The sequence below is a fragment of the Actinoplanes sp. NPDC051343 genome, from assembly GCF_044455125.1.
Lineage (GTDB): Bacteria > Actinomycetota > Actinomycetes > Mycobacteriales > Micromonosporaceae > Actinoplanes.
In genome coordinates, this window is sequence record NZ_JBITEL010000007.1 from 538,328 (window position 1) to 557,911 (window position 19,584).

The following is a 19,584-nucleotide window of genomic DNA, read 5'->3' on the forward strand; positions in this document are numbered from 1 at the left end:
TCGTGATCCTGGCCGTCTGGGGAATCCCGGCAATAATTTACAGCGGTAATGTCGGTGCGGCCGCGCGGATGAATACCTACAAGAGGATGTCGGCGCTGCCCGACTCCTATGTGGAAGGTATCGAGCGGGGCGAGCCGACAGGACCGACCAAACTGGACGGGATGATTCTCTTCCACATGCGGGCCGACCTCGCCCACGTTTACCCGGCGGATGGAGGGGCGCCATCCCCCGGGGTCGCCTCGATAACGAACAAGACCGCGCTTTTCCTCGGCGCGGCCGACGGCACCTCGGTGTTTTATGACGCGTCGGCCCATGCCGCGGCAACAATTCCCACGAATTCGGCGGGTCCCATTGACCCGGCGTATTCGGTCTGCGGGTATTTCATTTCGAGAGGAAACTGGCGTGCTGATAGGTTCGCGGCATGCCAGGCCAGCCGGAGATCCACGGTGACCGGATCCTGCTGCGTCCGTGGCGGGCGACCGACGTCGACTTCGTTCTGAGCGTCTCGACGGATCCCCTCATCCCGCTGATCAGCCAGGTGCCGGACCGGCCCGACGCCGCAGGAGCGCTGGCATTCGTCGACGCTCAGCGTGTGCGGTTCGAGTCGGGGCGGGGCTGGGCGTGGGCGGTCGTGCCGTCGGGGCAGGAGAAGGCGGTCGGCTATGTCGGCGCTCTGTGGGTCGCGCAGTCCGCGGCCCGCGCTTCGATCGGCTATTGGACTGGCCCGGCCGCTCGCCGCTCCGGGGTGACGGCCGACGCGGTCCGGACCGCGTCGGGCTGGCTCCTGGTGGAGGCGGGTGTCGCGCGGTTGGAGGCCTACATCGAACCGTGGAACGAGGGCTCCGTGCGAGTGGCGGAAAAGGCGGGATTCGAGCGCGAGGGTCTGATGAGGTCTTTCGCGCCGATCGGCGGTCACCGCCGGGACGCCTACCTCTACGCCCGGATCGCGCCGGAGACCACCTGACCGCCGGGCCTGGGGCGATGGCCGGGCGGTTGTGGCTCAGGGGCGGCTCTGGCCGCGAGGCTCTGGCCGCGAGGCTCTGGCCAGGCGGCGGCACAGGGATGCTGGCCGGGCGGTTGCGGCTCAGTGGCGACCCGGGCCGCGGGGCTCAGTGGCGACCCGGGCCGCGGGGCTCAGTGGCGACCCGGGCCGCGGGGCTCAGGCCAGGCAGCGGCGGGGATGGCGGCCGGTGGGGCTGCGTGGTCAGGCGGTCAGGCCTGACAGGAGCAGGCGGAGCGACTTGACCACGGCGTCTCGGGCCTCGTGCGGGGTGGGGGACTGGGCGATCAGCATGCTGCCCCGGGTGAGGGCGCCCAGCAGGAGCCGCGCCAGGGTGTCGGGGTCGTCGGCGCGGAGGCGGCCGGCCTCGGCGGCTGCCTTCAGCTCGGCGGCGATGGTGGCGAAGGCGTAGCGCTCGTCCAGTTCCGTGAAGCGGGCCAGGCCCAGTACGGCCGGGGCGTCGGTGACCAGGATGCGCTGGACGTCGGGGATCAGCATGCCGTCCAGGAAGGCCTCGAAGCCCACGCCCAGGGCGGCGATCTCGTCGGGAGCCTGGGAGGCGGCGTCGGCGGAACTGGTCAGGAGTTCGGTGTGTACCTGCTCGAAGACGGTCTCGAAGAGGGCCGTCTTGGTCGGGAAGTGGTGGTAGAGCGCGCCGGTGGTGACGCGGGCCTCGCGGGCCAGGTCCTCGACCGAGGTGGCGGTGTACCCCTGCCGGCCGAACAGGGAGCGCCCGGCCGCCACCAGGGCGGCCCGGGTCTGGGCCACCTGCTCGTCGCGCAGGGTCGTGTTGCGTCGGGGCCGCGAAGTCATCCCGTTTGTATAGCCGTTCGTGTCCGTTGCTCACCGACTAGCGATCTGACATAGTGACGCTATGTCAAATAACGAAACTATGCGAGCCGCTGCTGGGCGGGCGGCGGCGGTGATCCGGGCTGCGGGGGACCCCGGCGCGCGGGTGCCGGGGCTGGAGTGGTCGGTGGCGGAGACGGCCGCTCACCTGGTGCACGAGTTCGACGACTACACGGCGTACGCGCAAGGGCGCAAGAAGGTCGCCGACAGCGACCGGAGTCCGTCGCGGCGGAACGCCGTGGCGAATACGGCGCAGCTGCGCGAGGATCCCGACCGTGACCTCGGCAGTCTGGCCGACCGGCTGGGCTCCGCGGTCGACGGGTTCCTGGCGATTCCGGCGCGGGACGAGCGGGTGCTGGTCAGCAACGGCGTGCAGATGACCTGGTCGACGATGACGTCGGCGCTGCTCGGCGAGCTGCTGGTGCACGGGCTGGACGTCGCGCGGGCGAGTGGGCAGCCGTGGCGGATCGGACGGGACGAGGCGCTGGACGTGATCGCCGGCGTGGTGGCGATGATTCCCGACTACCTCGACCCGAGGCGGGCGGCCGGGGTCGAGGCGAGTTTCGAACTGCGGCTGCGCGGCGGGCCGCGTCACCTGATCTCGGTGGCCGGGGGAAAGGCCGTCGTGGGGAGCGGCCGGGGGGACTGCTGGATCTCGGCCGATCCGGTGGCGTTTCTGCTGGTGGGGTTCGGCCGGGTCGGGCAGTGGGGGCAGATCGCCCGCGGCCGGATGGTGGCCGGTGGTCGCAAGCCGTGGCTCGCGACCAAGTTCGGCACGCTGATTACGGGACCCTAGCCAACGCTCCGAAGAGGGAGGCCTCGACCGGCGTCGGGTGCTCCTCGGCGGCTGGGTCCGGCCGCCATTCGCTCACCGCGACGATCCCGGGGTCGATGAGCTCGAGCCCCTCGAAGAATTCGGCGAACTCCGCCCGGGTGCGCGGGTGGACGTCGGATCGTCCGCTCCGCAGCGACTCGTCCCAGTTCGCCTTGAGTTCCGGCGTCAGGAAGTCGGTGGTCGCGCACGACATCGTCAGATGCGAGCCCGACGGCAGCGCGTCCACCAGGGTCGACACGATCGAGCGGGCCTCGTCCTGCGACGGCAGGAAGTGGATGACCGCGAGCAGCATGAGACCGACCGGCTGCGACAGGTCGAGGATGTCGAGGGACTCCAGGATGGACGCCGGGTCGCGCAGGTCCTGCTCCAGGTAGCGGGTCTCGCCGGAGGGCGTGCTGGTGAGCAGGGCGCGGGCGTGGGCCATGACCATCGGGTCGTTGTCGACGTAGACGATGCGGGATTCGGGGGCGATCCGCTGGGCCACCTCGTGGGTGTTTTCGGCGGTCGGCAAACCCGTACCGATATCGAGGAATTGTCGCAGGCCGGCCTCGCCGGCCAGATAGCCGACCGCTCGGCCGAGGAAGGCCCGGTTGGCCCGGGCGGCGAGGCGGGCCGCCGGGTACGACTTGGCGAGCAGGTCGCCGGACTCGCGGTCGGCTGCGAAGTTGTCCTTGCCGCCCAGCCAGTAGTTGTATCGCCGGGCCGGGTGCGGGGTGCCGGTGTCGAACCGTTCTAGGGTCACGCGACCGATCCTAGGGAATCACAATCAGCGATCGTGGCGCTACACAGAGGAGCTTCGGTGCCCTAGGCTGTTGCCGCAAAGGTTCGCGGTGAGAATCTCAAATAGCAATTCTCACTGTCTCGCTCGAGACGATCCGATCGTCTCGTTCGAGACAGTCCCCCCGCGGCAGGCCGTCAGAGGGGTGTCGATGTCCGACTTGGGGTCAACCGTTCCACGTCGTCAGGTGGGACGGCTCATGCGGCAACTGCGCGAGCAGGCCGGCATCTCCCTGATGGCCGCGGCCCAGGAACTCGAATTCTCCCGTGCGCGGATGTACCGGATCGAGAACGGCGAGGTCCCCGTCCGCAAGCACGACGTCATCGCGATGTGCACGGTCTACGAGGCGTCGGCCGAGATGACCGAGGTGCTGATCGGCCTCGCTCAGGAATCGAAGTCGAAAGGCTGGTGGCACGCGTACGGAGACGTCGTCCCGGCCTGGTTCGAGCTCTACGTCGGCATGGAACAGGCGGCCGGCCGGCTGCGGTCGTTCGCCCCCAGCGTGATCCCCGGCCTGCTGCAGACCCGGGAGTACGCCGAAGGCGTGTTCCGCGAGTGGATCGGAGACGACGACGATGCGGTCGAGAGCGCGGTGGCCGTACGCCTGGAGCGCCAGTCCCTGCTCAGGCGCAGCCGCCCGGCGGCGCCCCGGCTCGACGTGATCCTCGACGAGGGTGTCCTGCGTCGCTCGGTCGACGACCGGCTCGGCATGCAGAAACAACTGGCCCACCTGGTCAACGTGTCGACCCGGCCCAACGTGAGCGTGCGGGTGATCCCGTTCGCGGCCGGCCCCCACAAGGCGGCCAGCTCCGGGCAATTCACGATCCTCGAGTTCCCGGCCGTCGGCACCACCTCACCGGAACCGACGACTATCTATTGCGAGAGCCTCACCGGTGCCCTCTACCTGGATAAACTCAACGAGGTCGAGGCGTACGAATCGATCTGGATCGCTCTCGAGTCGATCGCTCTGAGCCAGGCCGATTCCGACGACCTCATCGGTGCGATCCTCAAAGAGAGCGAGAACGATGGCTGACCTGACCGGTGCCGTCTGGCACAAGAGCACGCGCAGTGGCGGCAACGGTGGCGACTGCGTCGAGGTCGCCGTCAACCTGCCCGGCATCGTCGCGGTGCGGGACAGCAAGGACCGGGCGGGCGGCACCCTCGTCTTCACGTCCACCCAGTGGACCGTCTTCCTCGACGGTGTCCGGGACGGCGACTTCGATTTCTAGAGTCCGAACATCGCCTGCCCGTGCCCCCGAACCCAGGCCAGCGGCTTCCCGTCGAGCGCCAGCACGTTGAGCGCCGAATCGTCCGGCGGCGCGGGCAGATCACCGACGTCGACCACGTCCGGCCCCTCGACCGAGATCCAGTGGCCGGGCAGCCTCTGCACGGTCTCGATGAAGGCGGCGCGCTCGGCCGGCGGCACCTGATAGAGCACGGAGGTGTGACAAACGACAGGCGTCGTTCCCTCGGGGGCCCGGGCGACCAGGTCGGACACCGTCTCGAGGCCGCCGCGCACCAGCCGCGGCGGGTCGGCCCGGGCGATGGCGATCGCGGCCCGCAGCCGCTCGCGCCGGTGCTCCTGCTCGGGCCAGACCAGCGCTTCCAGCCAGGCGGCGTCCGAGGGGTCGGTGATGTCGAGCGGGTTGAGGTCGACGCCGGCGCGCCAGGCGACGGTCGGCAGGGCGGCCGGCAGCGTGATGCCGACGGCGTCGCAGTCCAGCGTCACGGTCGACTGGCCGATCGTCGTATCGCCGTACCGGTAGGCGTACTTGTCGGAGAAGAGCGACAGCCCGGCCGAGGTGCCGATGTCGATGAGGGACACCGGCTGCGGCAGGCAAGCGAGCACCGGCATGAGAGCCGCGCATCGGCCGATCTCGTTGGTCTGCACGGCGCGTCGGAGGACCTCGGACGAGACCGCTGCCCAGTTGTCCACCACGAAATCGTGAAATGCCGGGACGGTGACCGGGCCGCCCAGGAAGCGGACGACGCCGAAGAGCAGGTTGGGCTGCTGCTTGGCCGGAGGCAACGACGCCAGCAGTTCGAGGAGGTCGTCGTCGGCGGCTATGGCAGTGCACAGTTTGTCGTAGGTCGGGGAGTTGCCCCGGGCCTCCCGCGAACCGAACTCGAGATATGCGCCGGCGATCGTCACGGCGTCATGGTCCCATCCCCCCGGCACGAGCGTGGGCCCCGAAGCAGCCGGGTCGTGCCGTCATCCACAGTCAGGACAGCCGTGTACCCACACCCCGCCCTTAGCAACGGCCGCATCGGGCTGCGGAAATGGCGCGAGACCGACCTCGATTGCATTCGGCTCGCCGGCACCGACCCGCGGATCCCGCGGGGCACCACAGTTCCCTCCAGCTACACCGCGGCCGAAGGGGTCGCCTTCATCCACCGCCAATGGAAACGCGCGGAGGACGGCGAGGGGCTGTCGCAGGCCATCGTGGAAAGTGACGGTGACCGCGCGATCGGGCTGCTGTGGCTGGCCATGCGTCCACAGGCGTACGTCGGTGGATTCGGTTATTGGGTGGTTCCGCCGGCGCGCGGGGCCGGGGCCGCGACGGCCGCGATCCGCCTGATCGTCCCCTGGGCGTGGGAAGCGTTGCGGTTGCGGCGGATCGAGGCGTGGGTCGAGCCGGGCAATGTGGGCTCGCGGCGGGTGCTCGAGCGGGCCGGCTTCGAGCCGGAGGGCCGGCTCCGCAATTTCCTCAACGACGGCTCGTCGGACGCCCTCGTCTTCTCCATCATCCCGCCGGTGGGCTGACGCCGGTGGGCTGACGCCGGTGGGCTGACGCCGGTGGGCTGACACAATCGCTGCGTGAAGCAGCCGCCCGAGATTTCGCGTCTTCCCCGGGAACCGGGCGTCTACCGCTTCCGGGACGCCGCCGGCCGCGTCCTCTACATCGGCCGGGCGACCGACCTGCGCGCCCGCACCGCCTCCTACTTCGGCAACCTCGGCAACCGCCCGCACCTCGTCCACATGGTCCGCCGCATCGCCCGCGTCGAGGCCGTCGCCTGCGCGTCCGTCCACGAGGCCGCCTGGCTCGAACGCAACCTCCTCGAAGACCGCATGCCCCGCTGGAACCGCACCCCCGGCGGCCAAGAGGTCCCGCTCTACCTGCGCCTCGACGCCGGCCCGGCCACGCCCGGCCTCCACCTCACGCACCTGCCGGAAAAGGCGACGCACGGCCCGTTTCTCGGCGGCCTGCGGACGCGGGTCGCGGTCCGTGCACTCCAGAAAATCAACCCCCTGCCGTACGCCGGGGCGACCCTGACCGGCGCCGAGCGTGAGATGGCCACGCTTTACGGCGTACGCCCGGAGGACCGTGACCGACTCGCCCGGGCCCTCGCCGAGGTTCTCGACCGCCGGCCGCAGGCGGTTCGGGAGGCGCTGGAAGCGCTGACCAAGCGCCGTGACCAGGCGTCGGCCGCGCTGGACTTCGAGCGGGCGGGCAAGGTGCAGGAGGAGATCGAGGCCGTCGAGTGGCTGACCAGCGTGCAGCGGGCCTTTCGTCCAGCGGCCGAGGATTGCGAGGTCCACGGCTGGGCGGATGGCGTGCTGGTGTCCTTCACGGTGCGTGGTGGGCGGCTCGCGGGCTGGCGTCAGCGGAGGTGCGCGCCGCCGCCGCATCTTTCGCGTACGCCGCCCATCTGGCAGTCTTTCGCCCAGCGGAACGCCGAGTTGGCGGCCGGGCTGCAGGTCACGGCAAGGTCGTGACCCTTAGATCTGCGTGTGCCAATTCTTAAGGACTCTTTAGCTAGCGGGAACCACCGCGGGCCTGCACCCATAGTGAGGACGTCAATCTGTCCGCAACTCGCTGAGGTGCTTGTTCTGTGTCGATGTCCGCTGCCGCCCGCTTCCGCTACACGTTGGTGGCCGGCGCCACCGCCGTGGTGATCGGGTCGGGGTTCACGGTGGTCGGCCTGTCCCGGCACGCCGACGCCCAGACGCAGTTGCCGCGCGCCGCCGACGTACCGCTGGCCGCGACCGTCCCGACGACGCCGGCCGACCTGTTGCCGTCGACCGCGGTGACGCCTACCTCTCCGGCGCCCGCCAGTTCGTCCGCAACGCCGAAGCCGAAGGTCACCACTTCGAAGGCGCCGACGCCGAAGCGCAGCACCACGAAACCGAAGTCCCCGAGCGAGTCGAAGGTGACGGTGGTGGCGACCGACGACTCGGTGCTCGGCCAGGTGCTGGACCACATCAACGCGGCCCGCGCCGACGCCGGCCTCTCCGCGCTCACCCTGGACGACGACCTGTCCAAGGCGTCCGCCCTGCACAACCAGCTCATGATCAACGGCTGTGGCCTGGAGCACCAGTGCTCGGGCGAGGACGGCATCGGCCCCCGGTTCAGCGCGCAGGGCGTGCAGTGGACGTCGGCGGGCGAGAACATCGGCTTCGGCTCGAGCGGCGGCAGCGACGCCGAAATCATCAAGGCCGCGAACGGCCTGACCGACAGCATGCTGGCCGAGAAGCCGCCGAACGACGGCCACCGCAAGAACCTGCTGAACACCGGCTTCAAGCACATCGGCCTGAGCGTCGTCCGCGACAGCAAGGGCGTCACCTGGATGACCCAGGACTTCGTCAACTAAGGCCCGGCCAGCCCGTTGCGGTAGGCATAGGCGACCGCCTGCGCCCGGTCCCGCGCATCAATCTTCGGCAGCAGATGGTTGATGTGACTCTTCACCGTGCCCTCGCTGATCACCAGCCGGACCGCGATCTCCGGGTTGGTCAGGCCGGCCGCGATCAGCGTCAGCACTTCGGCCTCCCGCGGCGTCAGCCCGTCCGGTGCGGCGGGCGCGGTCACGAGGGCGTCGACCAGGTGATGCTGCACCGCCGGGTCGACCACCGCCTGATCGTTGAGCACCTGGTGCAACGCCTGCCGGATCTCGGCGCTGCCCGCATCCTTGGTCAGATAGCCCCGGGCCCCGGCCCGCAACGCGTCGAGCACCGACCGGTCGTCCGAGTACGTCGTCAGCACGATCACCCTGATCGCCGGCCACCGCGCCCGCAGCAGCCGTGTCGCCTCGACCCCGTCAACCCGCGGCATCCGCAGATCCATCAGCACGATGTCGGGTTGCCGCTCCCCGGCGAGCGCGACCGCCTCGGCACCGTCCCCCGCCGACGCGACCACCTCGACGCCCGGCATCAGCCCGAGCACCAGCTCGAGCCCTTCCCGCACCACCCGCTGATCGTCCGCCACCAGCACCCGGATCACGCTGCCCTCCCCACCCGGGCGGTCCTCTCGCTCTCCGCGCGGAGCATCGCCCGGCCCGGCGCCGCGCCGCTCGGTGTCTTTGCCGCTCGGAGCATCGGCCGGCCCGGCGCCGCGCCGTTCGGCGTCTTTGCCGCTCGGAGCATCGCCCGGCCCGGCGCCGCGCCGTTCGGTGTCTTTGCCGCTCTGGCCCTGGCGCGGAGTTTCGGCGCCGCGTAGGTCTCTTTCCAACGCCTGCTCGAGGCGCCGTTCATGGACGCCATCTGCGCTCAGGCTGCGGCCGGCTGGCTCTCGGTGGGCGGCGCCCACCCAGCGTCCGCCGTCGTCTGCGCTCACGGCGGGATCGTCCCGCCCCGCGGCGCCGTTGTCGCAGATGCTCGCGGCAAAATTCTTTCGGCCGTGGTCAGCGGTGCTCGTTCGGCCTCCGTCATTGTTCGCGCTCACGGCCTGATCCTTCCGGCCGCGGCTGCCGGTGTCGTTCGGGTCAGCTGGTCAGGTCGGGCAACTGTCCCGAAGTGCACCGTCCGTGCGCGGCGATCGTCTGCCGTCGGCGGGGTCGTCTCTGCCGGGCGCCTTCTGGCATCGGCGCGTGCCGTGGCCTGGGCCCACTCCGGGCATGTGCCGGCCTTCTGAAGCGGCACCAGCCTCGACCCGCTGCGCCTCCGGGCTGTCGGCAGGATCGCCGCGACGAGAACCGGTCCGCCCATGACGTCGTACTCCTCGGTGCCGCGCCCGTCTCGCGGTGGGCCGCCGTTGTATTCCGCAACGACGTTTGGTTTGCGCCGGCGTTGCCGCGCGGCGGGCTCGCGATTCAGCACGGGTTCGTCTCGGTCACGCTTCACGCTGTGCCCGTCAACCACACCGTGCTGGGGTCTTGCTCGGTGGCACTGGTGGGCGGTCTGGGGGTTGCCGTGGGACTGTCGCCGCCGGTGGTGCCCGCGCAGGGGGACGGCGTTTGTCGGTGGGCCGGGTCGGTCGATGAGGCTCGAGTGGGCGACGGTGTTCACTGCTGCGCCGTGCTCGACGTTGGCGCGGCGGACGGTCTCCACCTCCGCCCGGCGGGTGGCGGCGGTGCCAGCTGTTACGGCAACGCGCAACGGGCGGGGTTCTCCGGCAACCGGATCTTCGTGGGGCGCGTGGATTGTGGCGGCAAAGGGAGGCCGGAGCGCGCCGGGGCGTGCGTCGAGGCTCGGCCGCGCTGGCTGCGACCATGGCTCGTCGGCGTGGTGCGGGATCACGCCGGCACCTCCAGCTGGACGCGGAAGCCGTGGCCGGTCGGTGCTGCGGTCAGGCGGCCGCCCAGCAGCTCGGCCCGTTCGCGCATGCCGGTCAGTCCGTAGCCTCCGTCGCCCGGCATGCCGTGGTCGTCGCCGGCGTCTTCGACGGTCAGGCGGGCCGAGGACGCGGCATAGGTCAGCGTGATCGCCACGTTCGCGGTGCCGGTCGCGTGCTTGGTCACGTTGGTCAGTGCCTCCTGCGCGACCCGGTAGAGCGCCAACCGCGCCTCCGACGAAGCCAGCAGCCGCGGCTCCCCGGTCACGGTCACGACGCAGGGCACGCCCCGGTCCTGCTCGAACTGCCGGGCCAGCTCGGCCAGCCTCTCCGGCCCCGGCAGCTCCTCGTCGCGCAGCGTGCCGATCGCCCGGCGGGCCTCCTCCAACCCGGTGCGCCCCAGCTGGTGGGCGCGCTCGACCGCCGCCGGCAGCCGCGGGTCGGCCGGGTCTTCGGCCGCCAGCATGCGGGCGCCCTCCAGCTGCAGGATCAGCCCGGAGAGGGAGTGGGCCAGCACGTCGTGCATCTCGCGGGCCAGCCGCTGGCGCTCGCCGAGCTTCGCCGCCTGAGCCTGTGCGTCGCGGCCGGCCGCCAGCTCGGCCAACAGCTCGTGGGTGCGCCGGTTGGCCTCGGAGAGGCGAATCGCCAGCAGCAGCATGCCGTAGAACGCGGCGATCATGATGGCGGTCAGCAGCGCCGCGATGATCGAGCCGTGGCGGGCCGAGGCGAACGTGACCGCCAGCAGGACCGTGGCCACGATGATCAGCGGGACCGAGCGGTGGCCCCGGAACAGGGGCGCGAGAAGCGACAACCCGACGAAGATGCCGGCTATGCCGGCCCCGGACGGCTGCAGCCACGCCAGCACGGCCGAGGAGGCCAGCAGCACGACGATCGGCACGATGACCGGTATGGCGTGGTCGGCGATGGCCACCGCAGTCAGGCCGGAGAGCAGCACCACCGCGAGGGCCACCGCGACCGCGAGCCCGCGGCCGTGCCCGGCCGGATGCGGCGACGACGTGAAAGCGGACACCGCGACCACGGCGAGGATCAGCGGGGCGAGCGGCCGCAGCCACCGGATGACGGCCCGGCGCTGGGCCTGCAGGGCGTCGAGGGTGGGGTCGCTGGTCACGGGGAAAACGCTACGGGGCGGGGGCGGAGGAGGCATCAACCCGTGGTTGGAGATTGGAGTTCCACCCGGGCGCCGATGCCGGGAAGGAACGGCGACAGCACGCTGAGACACATGAAAACCACGCGGATCCTCGTCGCCGGCTACCTCACCCTCAGCGTCCTGACCGTGGTCGCGGTGTTCCTGATGCGCGGCCACGCCGGCCTGGTCAATCCCGCGGTCTGGGTGCGCTCCTGCATCGTCGCCGCGTCGGCGGCCCTGATGACGTCGTTCGTGATCAGAAGGGCCTACAAAAGGCTCCGCATCGTCTCCACGATCATGCTGGTCGCGATCGCGGTCATCCTGGCCGTCCCCGGTGACTTCCCGCTCTGGCTCAAGATCGAGCAGGCGTTCTGCGGTCTCCTGCTGGTCGGCGTCGTCATCAAGGCCTGGCAACCGCAGCCGGCGTGACTCACGAATGCCACGGATGGTGCGCGCCCGGGTGCACGAGGTCGAGCGCCTCGTCCAGCCAGGCCCGCTCCGAAGCGCTCAGCACGGGAGCGAGCGCGGCGTAGTCGCCCTCGTCCTTCTCCCGCCGGTGCTTGGCCTTGAACAGCAGAACCACCTCGGGGCTGAGGTAGGGGATTCCGTTGCGGTCGTGTCGGATCAAATTCGCGTACGGCCGGCGCAGGCGCGAATCGCGCCGTGAGATCCAGATGTTGCCGTCGTGAGGTTCGCGGAAGACGTCCAACCGCCAGCAGGAGGCCGCCGGATCCCAGGCCCAGGTCTGGTGGTGCGCGGCCATCGCGGCCGGCTCGATCGGCACCACCTCGCCGCCGCCCGGGACGTGGAACTCCAGGTCTCCGAAGCGGGCCGCGACGGTGTCGAAGTGTGACGACGGCAGCGCGATCTCAAGGTCCTCGTGGTCGCGGCGCCGGCCCCCGAGATGCAGGTCGACCGCCCAGCCGCCGGCCACGTACCAGGGCACCTCGACGCCCTCGAGCCGCGAGGCGACCACGGAGGGCTCCCAGGAATCCCAGGCGTCGATGTCGGGCGTCATGACGATCAGCCTAGAGTGCACGCCGTGGCGAATCTTCTCTCCCGCATCATGGGCGCGCGGCGCCGGACCCTGGCCCCCGGCCTGACCCAGGTCAAGACCGGGGCACACCGTAAGGGCCGGCATCTCGACTATTGTCCGAACCTCGACGGCGACGCCGACCCGGGCGAGATCGTCTGGACCTGGGTGCCCTACGAGGAGGACCCGCGCCAGGGCAAGGACCGGCCGGTGCTGGTGGTCGGGCGCAACGAGCGTACGGTCCTCGGCCTGATGCTCTCCAGCCAGAGCGAGCGGAACGGGCAGCGCAACTGGCTCGCCCTGGGCCCCGGCGAGTGGGACCGCGACAACCATCCCAGCTGGCTGCGGCTCGACCGGGTGCTCGAGATCGACCACGACGGCATCCGCCGCGAGGGCGCGATTCTCGATCCGCCCCGGTTCACCCGGGTCGCCGACATTTTGCGGCGTAACTACGGGTGGGCCTGACCGCGGATAGCGTTGGTGTCATGGCAACCGAACAGATGACCGGTTTCGGCGGCAAGCAGGCGTGGCTGGCCGTCCGGTCGGCGGCTCCGGCCGACGTGATCTCGGCGCTGGGCCTGCGCGACCTGGGTACGGTCCCGTGGCGCGACGGCATCGACCTGGCCCACCTGACCGACGACCGGGTGGCGGTGACCCCGCCGATCGACGGCTGGATCCTGGCCACCGGCCGCTACCTGATGCGGCCGGACCGGCCGGTCGACGTCATCGGCCTCTCGGCCGCGCTGCACACCGAGGTGCAATATTTCGCGACCCACCGGGTGACCGAGTCGCACCGGTGGCAGCGTGCGGCCGACGGTGAGCTGATCCGCGCTTTCGGCTATGTGGGGCAGACCGGCGAGGTGACCTCGTGGCACGGCGAGCCCAACCCGGCGGAGCGAGCGGCCGGGCTTCCCGTCGAACTCGACGAGGAGTCGACAGTTCTGGTCGGCGAGAACGACGTGCTCGGGGTCGCCGCGGCCTGGAGCATCGACCCGTCCACCCTGTCCGGGCGTACCGCGCCCGGCCCGCTACACCTGGGTGCCGCGGACTGAAACCCGGTAAGGGGCCAGCATGCGTAAGTTCGTGATCATGGGAGTGCAGGGCAGCGGCAAGGGAACCCAGAGCGAGCTGCTCTGCACCGACCTCGACATGGTGCACATCAGCGTCGGCGACCTGTTCCGCTGGCATGTGCAGAACCACACCAAGCTCGGCGCCCAGGTACGCCGCATCATGAACGCCGGCGAACTGGTCGGCGACGACATGGTCGAGTCGATCGTCCGCGAGCGCCTCGACCAGCACGACTGGAACTGGGGTTTCGTCATCGACGGCTTCCCGCGCAACGGGCGGCAGGCCGAGTTCTTCATGGAGAGCTACGACATCGACGGCGTCATCCACCTCGAGCTGCCGGAGGACGAGGTGCGCCGCCGCGTGCTCAGCCGCCGGCTCTGCCCCAACTGCGGCATGGACTACAACCTGATCGCCGACCGCCCCAAGGTCGAGGGCCGCTGCGACATCTGCGGGCACGAGCTGACCACTCGGGCCGATGACACGCCGGAGGCGCTTGAGGGCCGGCTGCGGGATTACAACGAGAAGACCCGCCCGGTGCTGGAGTTGTTCGGCCGCAAGGAGTTCGTCCACGACATCGATGCCCGGCCGCAGGCCGACCAGGTGCAGGCCAAGATCCGCGAAGTGCTCGGCCTCCCGGCGTACCGGCCCGCCGGCTGACACGCCGGCCGGTTCGTCCTGGCGGCGGTCGAGCGGGGCCCGCTGGACGTTCCGGCGGCGCGCTGAGACGATCACAGCGTGACGGGAAGCTCCGAAATAGACACCGAGGTGCCGCACACGGCCCGCATCTGGAACTACTGGCTGGGCGGCAAGGACAACTTCGCCGCCGACCGGGCGGTGGGCGACCAGGTGCAGCAGTTTCTTCCGGACATCGTGACGTCGGCTCGCGCCGACCGGGCGTTCCTGCAGCGGGCCGTACGCCACCTGGTCGTCGAGGCCGGCATCCGGCAGTTCCTCGACGTCGGCACCGGGCTGCCGACCGCCGACAACACCCACGAGGTCGCGCAGGCGCTCGCACCCGAGTCCCGCATCGTCTACACCGACAACGACCCGCTGGTGCTGGCCCACGCGCGGGCCCTGCTGACGAGCACGTCCGAGGGCGCGACCGACTACATCGACGCCGACGCCCGCGACACCCCGGCAATTCTCGGCGCGGCTCGCAGGACACTCGACTTCGACCGCCCGATCGCCGTGATGCTGCTTGGGGTCCTCAACTTCATCGGTGACGACGACGAAGCGGCGGGCGTGGTGCGGCGGCTGATGGCCGCGGTCCCGAGCGGCAGCTACCTCGCGATCGCCCATCCGACCCTCGAGGTCAGGCCGGAGGAGTCGCGGGCCGCGGCCGCCCAGTGGAACGAGACCGCCACGCCGCCGATCACGCTGCGCTCCAAGGCGCAGCTCCAAGCCTGGTTCGAAGGCCTGGAGCTGCTGGAGCCGGGTGTCGTGACGTGCACCCGGTGGCGTCCCGAGGCGGGCGACCCGACCGCCGACACCGACGTCTATCAGTTCTGCGGTCTGGCCCGGAAAAACTAGTCGTCGGTCGCCGCCGCGGGCAGCTTCGAGCGGATCAGGTCCATCACCGACGAGTCGGTGAGCGTGGTGACGTCGCCCAGCCGGCGGTTTTCGGCGACGTCCCGCAGCAGCCGTCGCATGATCTTGCCGGAGCGGGTCTTGGGCAGCTCCGGCACAACCATGATCTGGCGAGGTTTGGCGATCGGCCCGATCTCCTTGGCCACGTGGTCGCGCAGCACCCGGGCGATGTCGTCGTCGACCGCGCCGCCGCGCAGGATGACGAACGCGACGATCGAGGGCGTCTGCCGGTCGACCACGTCGTGTCACCACACGTCGCGCCCCGGGGTCCAGCCGACCTCGTTGCCGCCGCGCCGCACCACGAGCACGGACCGCACGTCCGGGCAGCGCTCCAACGCCTCGTCGACGACCGGCTTGAGCGCCGACACCGCGCCACGCCGGTAACCGCCGTCGGCCGTGATCACCACGCGGGCGTCGCAGTCGAGGATGCGGTCGGAGAGTGCGGTCGCCGAGAAGCCCCCGAAGACCACGGTGTGCGGCGCCCCGAGCCGCGCGCAGGCGAGCATCGCGACGACCGTCTCCGGATCATCGGCATGTAGATGGCCACCCGGTCGCCGGTCGCGACGCCCAGCTCGACCAGCGCGTTGGCGGCCTGGCAGACCATGTTTTTCAGTTGGGCGTACGTGATGTCACGGGTGTCGCCCGGCTCGCCCTCCCAGTGGAAGGCGACCTGGTCGCCGTGCCCGTGCTCGACGTGCCGGTCGGCGCAGTTGTAAGCCACGTTGAGGCGTCCGCCGACGAACCACTTCGCGACCGGCGCCTGCGACCAGTCGAGCACCTCGGTCCACCGGTTTGCCCACGTCAGCCGCGACGCCTGGGTCTCCCAGAACGCGAGGCGGTCGGCGTCGGCCTCCGCGTACGCCGCGGCGGTCACATTGGCCGCCGCGGCGAACGAGGTTGGGGGCGGGAAACGGCGTTCCTCGCGCAGCAGGTTGGAGAGGGGTCTCGCTCATCTCAGACCCTCGGGAACACCGGGAAGACGACCACCGCGGCCTTGATCGGGCAGTCGGCCGGGCAGGCCATGTCCTCCGGCCCGAGAACCACGCTCCGGCGGGCCGCCAGGGCGACGCTGCCGTGGGCGTACGGATCGACCGCATGCGAATGGCCGTGCCCGTCCACCGCCAGGGTGGTCACGAGATCGGTCAGCGCGACCGCCGACGCACCGAGCAACGGCCGCAGGTGTTTGATCGCCCGTTCGGCCCCGCTCGCGGTCAGGCCCCCGCGTAACCCCTTGGCCGCCTGCCCAGCCGTGTGCAGGGTGTCGAAGGTGGCCCGCTCGGCGGCCGTGCCCAGGCCGCGCGGTCGCCGGCGCAGCAGTGCCACCAGGTGCCCGGCGAGCAGCACGGCGCAGATCACGGCGAGCACCACGACCGTCATACCTATGAGTATCATCACCGGCCAATCGCGACGACGGGGGATTGGGCTCGTGGATTCGGCCGATATCGAAACAAGCTGCTACCGGCACTCGAGCCGGTCCACGGCCGTGCAATGCACGCGATGCGACAAATACATCTGCCCCGACTGCATGCGCGAGGCGCCGGTCGGTTTCCGCTGCCCGGAGTGCGTGAAGACCGACAACAAGACGGTCCGGCAGGCGCGCACCCTGTTCGGGGGCAGGCCGGTCGCCACGCCGTGGGCGACCTACACGCTCATCCTGCTCAACGTGCTCGCCTACGCGGCCGAACTGGTCAAGCCCGCGCTGATCGACCGGTTCGACGTCATCGGCGTGACCCTGCGCGGCTCCGACGGCGCGTACTACGTCGCCGACGGCGCGCGCTACGCCGGGTTCACCCCGGTCGGCGTGGCCCACGGCGAGTGGTGGCGGCTGTTCACCGGCGCGTTCCTGCACGAACTGCCCGGATCGAGCGGCATCGGGCTGACCCACATTCTGTTCAACATGATCTGGCTGTGGACGCTCGGCCGCATCCTCGAGGACCGGCTCGGCCGCCTGCGGTTCCTGGCCGTCTTCTTCCTCGGCGCGCTGGGCAGCTCGGTCATGGTGGTCGCGCTCAACCCGACCGGCGGCGCGATCGGCGAGTCGGGTGCGGGCTTCGCCCTGGTCGCGGCCTACTACATGCTCAGCCGGCGGATGAACGACCGCCCGCTCGACCCCAAGCAGCTGATCATCGGGACTCTGCTGTGGCTCGTGCTCTCGGCCGGCTTCGCGTCCTGGCAGGGGCACCTGGGCGGGCTGCTCGCCGGTGGGCTGGCGGGGCTCGGTATCGCTCTTGCGCCGCGACTACGGCGTACGGCCTGGCAGGCGGCCGCCCTCGGCGGCGTGGCCCTCGTCTTCGTCGTCCTTCTGGTGGCCGCGATCAGACTTCGCGGCCTCGCTTCTTGAGTTCGGCCTCGACGGCGTCGCAGACCGCCTCGACCACGGCGAACCGGGCGTAGTGCTTGTCGTCCCCTTCGATGACGTGCCACGGCGCCCACGTCGGGTCGCAGCGCTCCAGCATCTCCTCGACCGCCTCCTCATAGGCCGGCCGCTTCTCCCGGTTGCGCCAGTCCTCGTCGGTGAGCTTCCACTGGCGCAGCGGGTCGTCCTGCCGGTCCTCGAAGCGCTTCTGCTGCTCGTCGAGGGAGACGTGCATCCAGAACTTGACCATGATCATGCCCTCGGCGACCAGGGTCCGCTCGAACTCGACGATCTCGTTGTACGCCCGCTGCCACTGTTCCTGCGTCGCGAAGCCCTCGACCCGCTCGACCAGCACCCGGCCGTACCAGGACCGGTCGAAAACCGCCATCCCGCCCCAACCGGGCAGTTTCGGCCAGAACCGCCAAAGGAAATGGTGCCTTTTCTCGTCGTAGTCCGGCGCCGCGAACTGCGACACCCGGCAGAACCGGGGGTCGAGCGGCGCCACCAACCGCTTGATCGCCCCGCCCTTACCCGAGGCGTCCCATCCCTCGAACACGCAGCACAGCGGCGGGCCGATCTTCTTCTCCCCGTACTGGCCGCCCAGGATCAGGCGCAACCGCAGCAGACGATGCTGCGCCTCTTCCAGGCGCGCGATCGCCTTCTTCTTGGAGATCTCGATCGGCGGAGCGGCACTACCCAGGCGACTCATAGCCCTAGCATGGCCTCATTTGCGTTGGCGCGCCGAAACCCGGTGTCCGGCGCACGCGCGCATGCGGGAGAATCGCGACGTGACTCTCGTAGACGACCTCATGTGGCGCGGACTGATCCAGGATTCGACCGACCCCGCCGAGCTGCGCAAAGCACTCGACGACTCGTCGATCACGTTCTATATCGGTTTCGACCCGACCGCGGCCTCGCTGCACGTCGGCAACCTCATGCAGCTCGTCACCGCCCGCCGGCTCCAGCTCGGCGGCCACAAACCGCTGCTGCTGGTCGGCGGCGCCACCGGCCAGATCGGTGACCCGGGCGGCAAGACCTCCGAGCGCACGCTCAACTCGCAGGAGGTCACGGCGGGCTGGGCCACGCAGATCCGCACGCAGGTCGCGCCGTTCGTGACCTACGACGGCGACAACGCCGCGACCGTGGTCAACAACCTCGACTGGACCGGCCCCATGTCGGTGATCGACTTCCTGCGTGACGTCGGCAAACACTTCCCGATCAACAAGATGCTGGCTCGCGACGTGGTGCGTAACCGGCTTGAGAGCGGCATCAGCTACACCGAGTTCAGCTACCAGCTGCTCCAGGCCAACGACTTCTACCAGCTGCATGTCGAGCACGGCTGCCAGCTGCAGTTCGGCGGCTCCGACCAGTGGGGCAACATCACCGCCGGCGTCGACTTCGTGCGCCGCCGGGAGGCCGGGCCGGTGCATGCCTTCACCACGCCGCTGGTGCTCAAGGCCGACGGCACCAAGTTCGGCAAGAGCGAGTCGGGCACGGTCTGGCTCAACCCGGAGATGACGTCGCCCTACGCCTTCTACCAGTTCTGGATCAACGCGGACGACCGCGACGTGGTCACCTACCTCAAATACTTCAGCTTCAAGAGCCGCGAGGAGCTCGAGGAGCTGGAGAAGGCGACCGCCGAGCGTCCCCAGGCCCGTCTGGCCCAGCGAGCCCTGGCCGAAGAGATCACCGCGTTGGTTCACGGCGAGGAGGAGGCACGCCAGGCGGTCATGGCCAGCCAGGCGTTGTTCGGTCGAGCTTCGCTCGACGATCTCTCTCCGGAGACGTTGCGGTCGGCTCTTTCGGAGGCCGGGCTTCTTTCCGTACGCGGTGAGCTCCCGGCCGTGAGCGCGCTGCTCAAGGAGTCGGGTCTCGTGAGCAGCGCCAACGAGGCTCGCCGCACGATCGCCGAGGGTGGCGCCTACCTGAACAACGAGCGCATCACCGATGGCGAGGCCGTTCCTCCCGCTTCGGCACTGCTGCACGGCCGTTTCCTGGTGCTGCGGCGAGGCAAGCGGACCTTTGCCGGCGTCGAATTGGCGTCTTGACCTGCTATTTCTTCATGATCGGCCCCCTGTGACGCCCGTCGCAGGGGGCCGATTTGGCGTTCAGGGAGCCGCCCTGTAATGTTTACCGAGCCGCCAGGGAGACGGGCGAGCGAGCGGGGCCTTCCGAGGGCCCGCGGCGGCCGTCCTGGAGGAACCCCGGAAGATAGCCACGGTGACTAACCGTGTACTGTTCAACGGGTCGAACGAAAGCCCCAAGATCGGGCCTCTTAAATGAGGCAGATTTCGGTGTGTGGTTGTTCTTTGAGAACTCAACAGGGTGCTTGATAAGCCAGTGCCAATTTAGTTTTATCCCTGGCCGGTTTTTTCGGCTTGGATTCCTTTGGCAACTTATGTTGCCGGGACAGTTTTCCAAGTTTTTGTTGGAGAGTTTGATC

Annotated in this window: 24 protein-coding genes and 1 pseudogene; 15 read left to right on the top strand and 10 right to left on the bottom strand. The window is 69.9% G+C overall.

Annotated elements, in window-relative coordinates; translation table 11 throughout:
* The first annotated feature begins 2 nt into the window (after window positions 1-2).
* Window positions 3-500 carry a hypothetical protein gene (locus ACIA5C_RS25470; RefSeq protein ID WP_396058712.1) on the top strand — a complete coding sequence of 166 codons (498 nt, stop codon included), beginning with the start codon at window positions 3-5 and terminating at the stop codon, window positions 498-500.
* A complete protein-coding gene (locus ACIA5C_RS25475) occupies window positions 422-964 on the top strand; it encodes a GNAT family N-acetyltransferase (RefSeq protein ID WP_396058714.1) in 543 nt (180 codons plus the stop codon). Before ACIA5C_RS25470 ends, ACIA5C_RS25475 begins: the two co-directional genes overlap by 79 nt.
* Before the next feature lie 240 nt (window positions 965-1,204).
* Here the strand turns inward: ACIA5C_RS25475 and ACIA5C_RS25480 are convergent, their stop codons facing one another.
* Complete coding sequence (locus tag ACIA5C_RS25480; RefSeq protein ID WP_396058716.1) at window positions 1,205-1,813, bottom strand: TetR/AcrR family transcriptional regulator; 609 nt, start codon at window positions 1,811-1,813, stop codon at window positions 1,205-1,207.
* Between the two features lie 61 nt (window positions 1,814-1,874).
* Between ACIA5C_RS25480 and ACIA5C_RS25485 the strand changes: the two genes are divergently transcribed.
* Window positions 1,875-2,645, top strand: a complete 771-nt coding sequence (locus ACIA5C_RS25485; protein WP_396058718.1) for a maleylpyruvate isomerase N-terminal domain-containing protein — start codon at window positions 1,875-1,877, stop codon at window positions 2,643-2,645.
* Here ACIA5C_RS25485 and ACIA5C_RS25490 read toward each other — a convergent pair.
* On the bottom strand, window positions 2,632-3,426 hold the full coding sequence (locus ACIA5C_RS25490) for an SAM-dependent methyltransferase (protein WP_396058720.1): 795 nt from the start codon (window positions 3,424-3,426) through the stop codon (window positions 2,632-2,634). The two genes, ACIA5C_RS25485 and ACIA5C_RS25490, sit on opposite strands and share 14 nt — an antisense overlap.
* A 187-nt stretch (window positions 3,427-3,613) precedes the next feature.
* Here ACIA5C_RS25490 and ACIA5C_RS25495 point away from each other — a divergent pair, with 187 nt between their 5' ends.
* Both ACIA5C_RS25495 and ACIA5C_RS25500 read left to right on the top strand, forming a co-directional pair.
* On the top strand, window positions 3,614-4,495 hold the full coding sequence (locus ACIA5C_RS25495; RefSeq protein WP_396058722.1) for a helix-turn-helix domain-containing protein: 882 nt from the start codon (window positions 3,614-3,616) through the stop codon (window positions 4,493-4,495).
* Window positions 4,488-4,691, top strand: a complete 204-nt coding sequence (locus ACIA5C_RS25500) for a DUF397 domain-containing protein (protein ID WP_396058724.1) — start codon at window positions 4,488-4,490, stop codon at window positions 4,689-4,691. Before ACIA5C_RS25495 ends, ACIA5C_RS25500 begins: the two co-directional genes overlap by 8 nt.
* Here ACIA5C_RS25500 and ACIA5C_RS25505 read toward each other — a convergent pair.
* The gene (locus tag ACIA5C_RS25505; RefSeq protein ID WP_396058726.1) at window positions 4,688-5,614 is read right to left on the bottom strand and encodes a DUF2332 domain-containing protein; all 927 of its coding nucleotides are present in this window, start codon (window positions 5,612-5,614) and stop codon (window positions 4,688-4,690) included. The two genes, ACIA5C_RS25500 and ACIA5C_RS25505, sit on opposite strands and share 4 nt — an antisense overlap.
* A gap of 81 nt (window positions 5,615-5,695) precedes the next feature.
* Between ACIA5C_RS25505 and ACIA5C_RS25510 the strand changes: the two genes are divergently transcribed.
* The 3 genes from ACIA5C_RS25510 to ACIA5C_RS25520 all read left to right on the top strand — a co-directional run bounded on the left by ACIA5C_RS25510 (window position 5,696) and on the right by ACIA5C_RS25520 (window position 8,055).
* A complete protein-coding gene (locus ACIA5C_RS25510; RefSeq protein WP_396058728.1) occupies window positions 5,696-6,226 on the top strand; it encodes a GNAT family N-acetyltransferase in 531 nt (176 codons plus the stop codon).
* Window positions 6,227-6,280: 54 nt separating this feature from the next.
* Window positions 6,281-7,180 carry a GIY-YIG nuclease family protein gene (locus ACIA5C_RS25515; protein WP_396058730.1) on the top strand — a complete coding sequence of 300 codons (900 nt, stop codon included), beginning with the start codon at window positions 6,281-6,283 and terminating at the stop codon, window positions 7,178-7,180.
* 122 nt (window positions 7,181-7,302) lie between these two features.
* Complete coding sequence (locus ACIA5C_RS25520) at window positions 7,303-8,055, top strand: CAP domain-containing protein (RefSeq protein ID WP_396058806.1); 753 nt, start codon at window positions 7,303-7,305, stop codon at window positions 8,053-8,055.
* Here the strand turns inward: ACIA5C_RS25520 and ACIA5C_RS25525 are convergent.
* Window positions 8,052-9,014, bottom strand: a complete 963-nt coding sequence (locus tag ACIA5C_RS25525) for a response regulator (protein ID WP_396058732.1) — start codon at window positions 9,012-9,014, stop codon at window positions 8,052-8,054. The genes ACIA5C_RS25520 and ACIA5C_RS25525 overlap by 4 nt on opposite strands.
* An 898-nt stretch (window positions 9,015-9,912) precedes the next feature.
* Window positions 9,913-11,079 (bottom strand): histidine kinase, encoded by a 1,167-nt coding sequence (locus ACIA5C_RS25530; RefSeq protein WP_396058734.1) that lies wholly within the window; start codon window positions 11,077-11,079, stop codon window positions 9,913-9,915.
* Window positions 11,080-11,190: 111 nt separating this feature from the next.
* Here ACIA5C_RS25530 and ACIA5C_RS25535 point away from each other — a divergent pair, with 111 nt between their 5' ends.
* On the top strand, window positions 11,191-11,526 hold the full coding sequence (locus ACIA5C_RS25535) for a hypothetical protein (RefSeq protein ID WP_396058736.1): 336 nt from the start codon (window positions 11,191-11,193) through the stop codon (window positions 11,524-11,526).
* Between the two features lies 1 nt (window position 11,527).
* On the opposite strand, the gene ACIA5C_RS25540 is transcribed toward ACIA5C_RS25535, so the two are convergent.
* A complete protein-coding gene (locus ACIA5C_RS25540) occupies window positions 11,528-12,115 on the bottom strand; it encodes a nucleotidyltransferase domain-containing protein (RefSeq protein ID WP_396058738.1) in 588 nt (195 codons plus the stop codon).
* 24 nt (window positions 12,116-12,139) lie between these two features.
* Here ACIA5C_RS25540 and ACIA5C_RS25545 point away from each other — a divergent pair, with 24 nt between their 5' ends.
* From ACIA5C_RS25545 to ACIA5C_RS25560, 4 genes are all read left to right on the top strand, one after another.
* Entirely contained in the window at window positions 12,140-12,595 is a 456-nt protein-coding gene (locus ACIA5C_RS25545; RefSeq protein WP_396058740.1) for a type II toxin-antitoxin system PemK/MazF family toxin, read from the top strand.
* Between the two features lie 20 nt (window positions 12,596-12,615).
* Complete coding sequence (locus ACIA5C_RS25550) at window positions 12,616-13,182, top strand: hypothetical protein (RefSeq protein WP_396058742.1); 567 nt, start codon at window positions 12,616-12,618, stop codon at window positions 13,180-13,182.
* Between the two features lie 19 nt (window positions 13,183-13,201).
* On the top strand, window positions 13,202-13,855 hold the full coding sequence (locus tag ACIA5C_RS25555) for an adenylate kinase family protein (protein WP_396058744.1): 654 nt from the start codon (window positions 13,202-13,204) through the stop codon (window positions 13,853-13,855).
* Window positions 13,856-13,933: 78 nt separating this feature from the next.
* The gene (locus tag ACIA5C_RS25560) at window positions 13,934-14,728 is read left to right on the top strand and encodes an SAM-dependent methyltransferase (protein WP_396058746.1); all 795 of its coding nucleotides are present in this window, start codon (window positions 13,934-13,936) and stop codon (window positions 14,726-14,728) included.
* On the opposite strand, the gene ACIA5C_RS25565 is transcribed toward ACIA5C_RS25560, so the two are convergent.
* From ACIA5C_RS25565 to ACIA5C_RS25575, 3 genes and pseudogenes are all read right to left on the bottom strand, one after another.
* The gene (locus ACIA5C_RS25565) at window positions 14,725-15,024 is read right to left on the bottom strand and encodes a hypothetical protein (RefSeq protein ID WP_396058748.1); all 300 of its coding nucleotides are present in this window, start codon (window positions 15,022-15,024) and stop codon (window positions 14,725-14,727) included. The genes ACIA5C_RS25560 and ACIA5C_RS25565 overlap by 4 nt on opposite strands.
* Window positions 15,025-15,033: 9 nt before the next feature.
* Window positions 15,034-15,738 (bottom strand): annotated as a pseudogene (locus ACIA5C_RS25570) (AMP-binding protein); the annotation flags it as partial.
* Window position 15,739: 1 nt separating this feature from the next.
* Window positions 15,740-16,162 (bottom strand): hypothetical protein, encoded by a 423-nt coding sequence (locus ACIA5C_RS25575; RefSeq protein ID WP_396058750.1) that lies wholly within the window; start codon window positions 16,160-16,162, stop codon window positions 15,740-15,742.
* 49 nt (window positions 16,163-16,211) lie between these two features.
* On the opposite strand from ACIA5C_RS25575, the gene ACIA5C_RS25580 reads away from it, so the two are divergent.
* Complete coding sequence (locus ACIA5C_RS25580; RefSeq protein WP_396058752.1) at window positions 16,212-17,126, top strand: rhomboid family intramembrane serine protease; 915 nt, start codon at window positions 16,212-16,214, stop codon at window positions 17,124-17,126.
* Here the strand turns inward: ACIA5C_RS25580 and ACIA5C_RS25585 are convergent.
* Window positions 17,101-17,850, bottom strand: coding sequence for a polyphosphate kinase 2 family protein (locus tag ACIA5C_RS25585; RefSeq protein ID WP_396058754.1), 750 nt, complete (start codon window positions 17,848-17,850; stop codon window positions 17,101-17,103). The genes ACIA5C_RS25580 and ACIA5C_RS25585 overlap by 26 nt on opposite strands.
* 61 nt (window positions 17,851-17,911) lie before the next feature.
* Between ACIA5C_RS25585 and tyrS the strand changes: the two genes are divergently transcribed.
* Window positions 17,912-19,189, top strand: a complete 1,278-nt coding sequence (gene tyrS, locus ACIA5C_RS25590; protein ID WP_396058756.1) for a tyrosine--tRNA ligase — start codon at window positions 17,912-17,914, stop codon at window positions 19,187-19,189.
* Window positions 19,190-19,584 lie beyond the last annotated feature (395 nt).

Coding starts and splice junctions, on each gene's coding strand:
- ACIA5C_RS25475 (WP_396058714.1), top strand. CDS start 422: ATGCCAGGCCAGCCGGAGATCCACGGTGACCGGATCCTGCTGCGTCCG.
- ACIA5C_RS25480 (WP_396058716.1), bottom strand. CDS start 1,813: ATGACTTCGCGGCCCCGACGCAACACGACCCTGCGCGACGAGCAGGTG.
- ACIA5C_RS25485 (WP_396058718.1), top strand. CDS start 1,875: ATGTCAAATAACGAAACTATGCGAGCCGCTGCTGGGCGGGCGGCGGCG.
- ACIA5C_RS25495 (WP_396058722.1), top strand. CDS start 3,614: ATGTCCGACTTGGGGTCAACCGTTCCACGTCGTCAGGTGGGACGGCTC.
- ACIA5C_RS25500 (WP_396058724.1), top strand. CDS start 4,488: ATGGCTGACCTGACCGGTGCCGTCTGGCACAAGAGCACGCGCAGTGGC.
- ACIA5C_RS25520 (WP_396058806.1), top strand. CDS start 7,303: ATGTCCGCTGCCGCCCGCTTCCGCTACACGTTGGTGGCCGGCGCCACC.
- ACIA5C_RS25535 (WP_396058736.1), top strand. CDS start 11,191: ATGAAAACCACGCGGATCCTCGTCGCCGGCTACCTCACCCTCAGCGTC.
- ACIA5C_RS25540 (WP_396058738.1), bottom strand. CDS start 12,115: ATGACGCCCGACATCGACGCCTGGGATTCCTGGGAGCCCTCCGTGGTC.
- ACIA5C_RS25550 (WP_396058742.1), top strand. CDS start 12,616: ATGGCAACCGAACAGATGACCGGTTTCGGCGGCAAGCAGGCGTGGCTG.
- ACIA5C_RS25555 (WP_396058744.1), top strand. CDS start 13,202: ATGCGTAAGTTCGTGATCATGGGAGTGCAGGGCAGCGGCAAGGGAACC.
- ACIA5C_RS25575 (WP_396058750.1), bottom strand. CDS start 16,162: ATGACGGTCGTGGTGCTCGCCGTGATCTGCGCCGTGCTGCTCGCCGGG.
- ACIA5C_RS25585 (WP_396058754.1), bottom strand. CDS start 17,850: ATGAGTCGCCTGGGTAGTGCCGCTCCGCCGATCGAGATCTCCAAGAAG.
- tyrS (WP_396058756.1), top strand. CDS start 17,912: ATGCGGGAGAATCGCGACGTGACTCTCGTAGACGACCTCATGTGGCGC.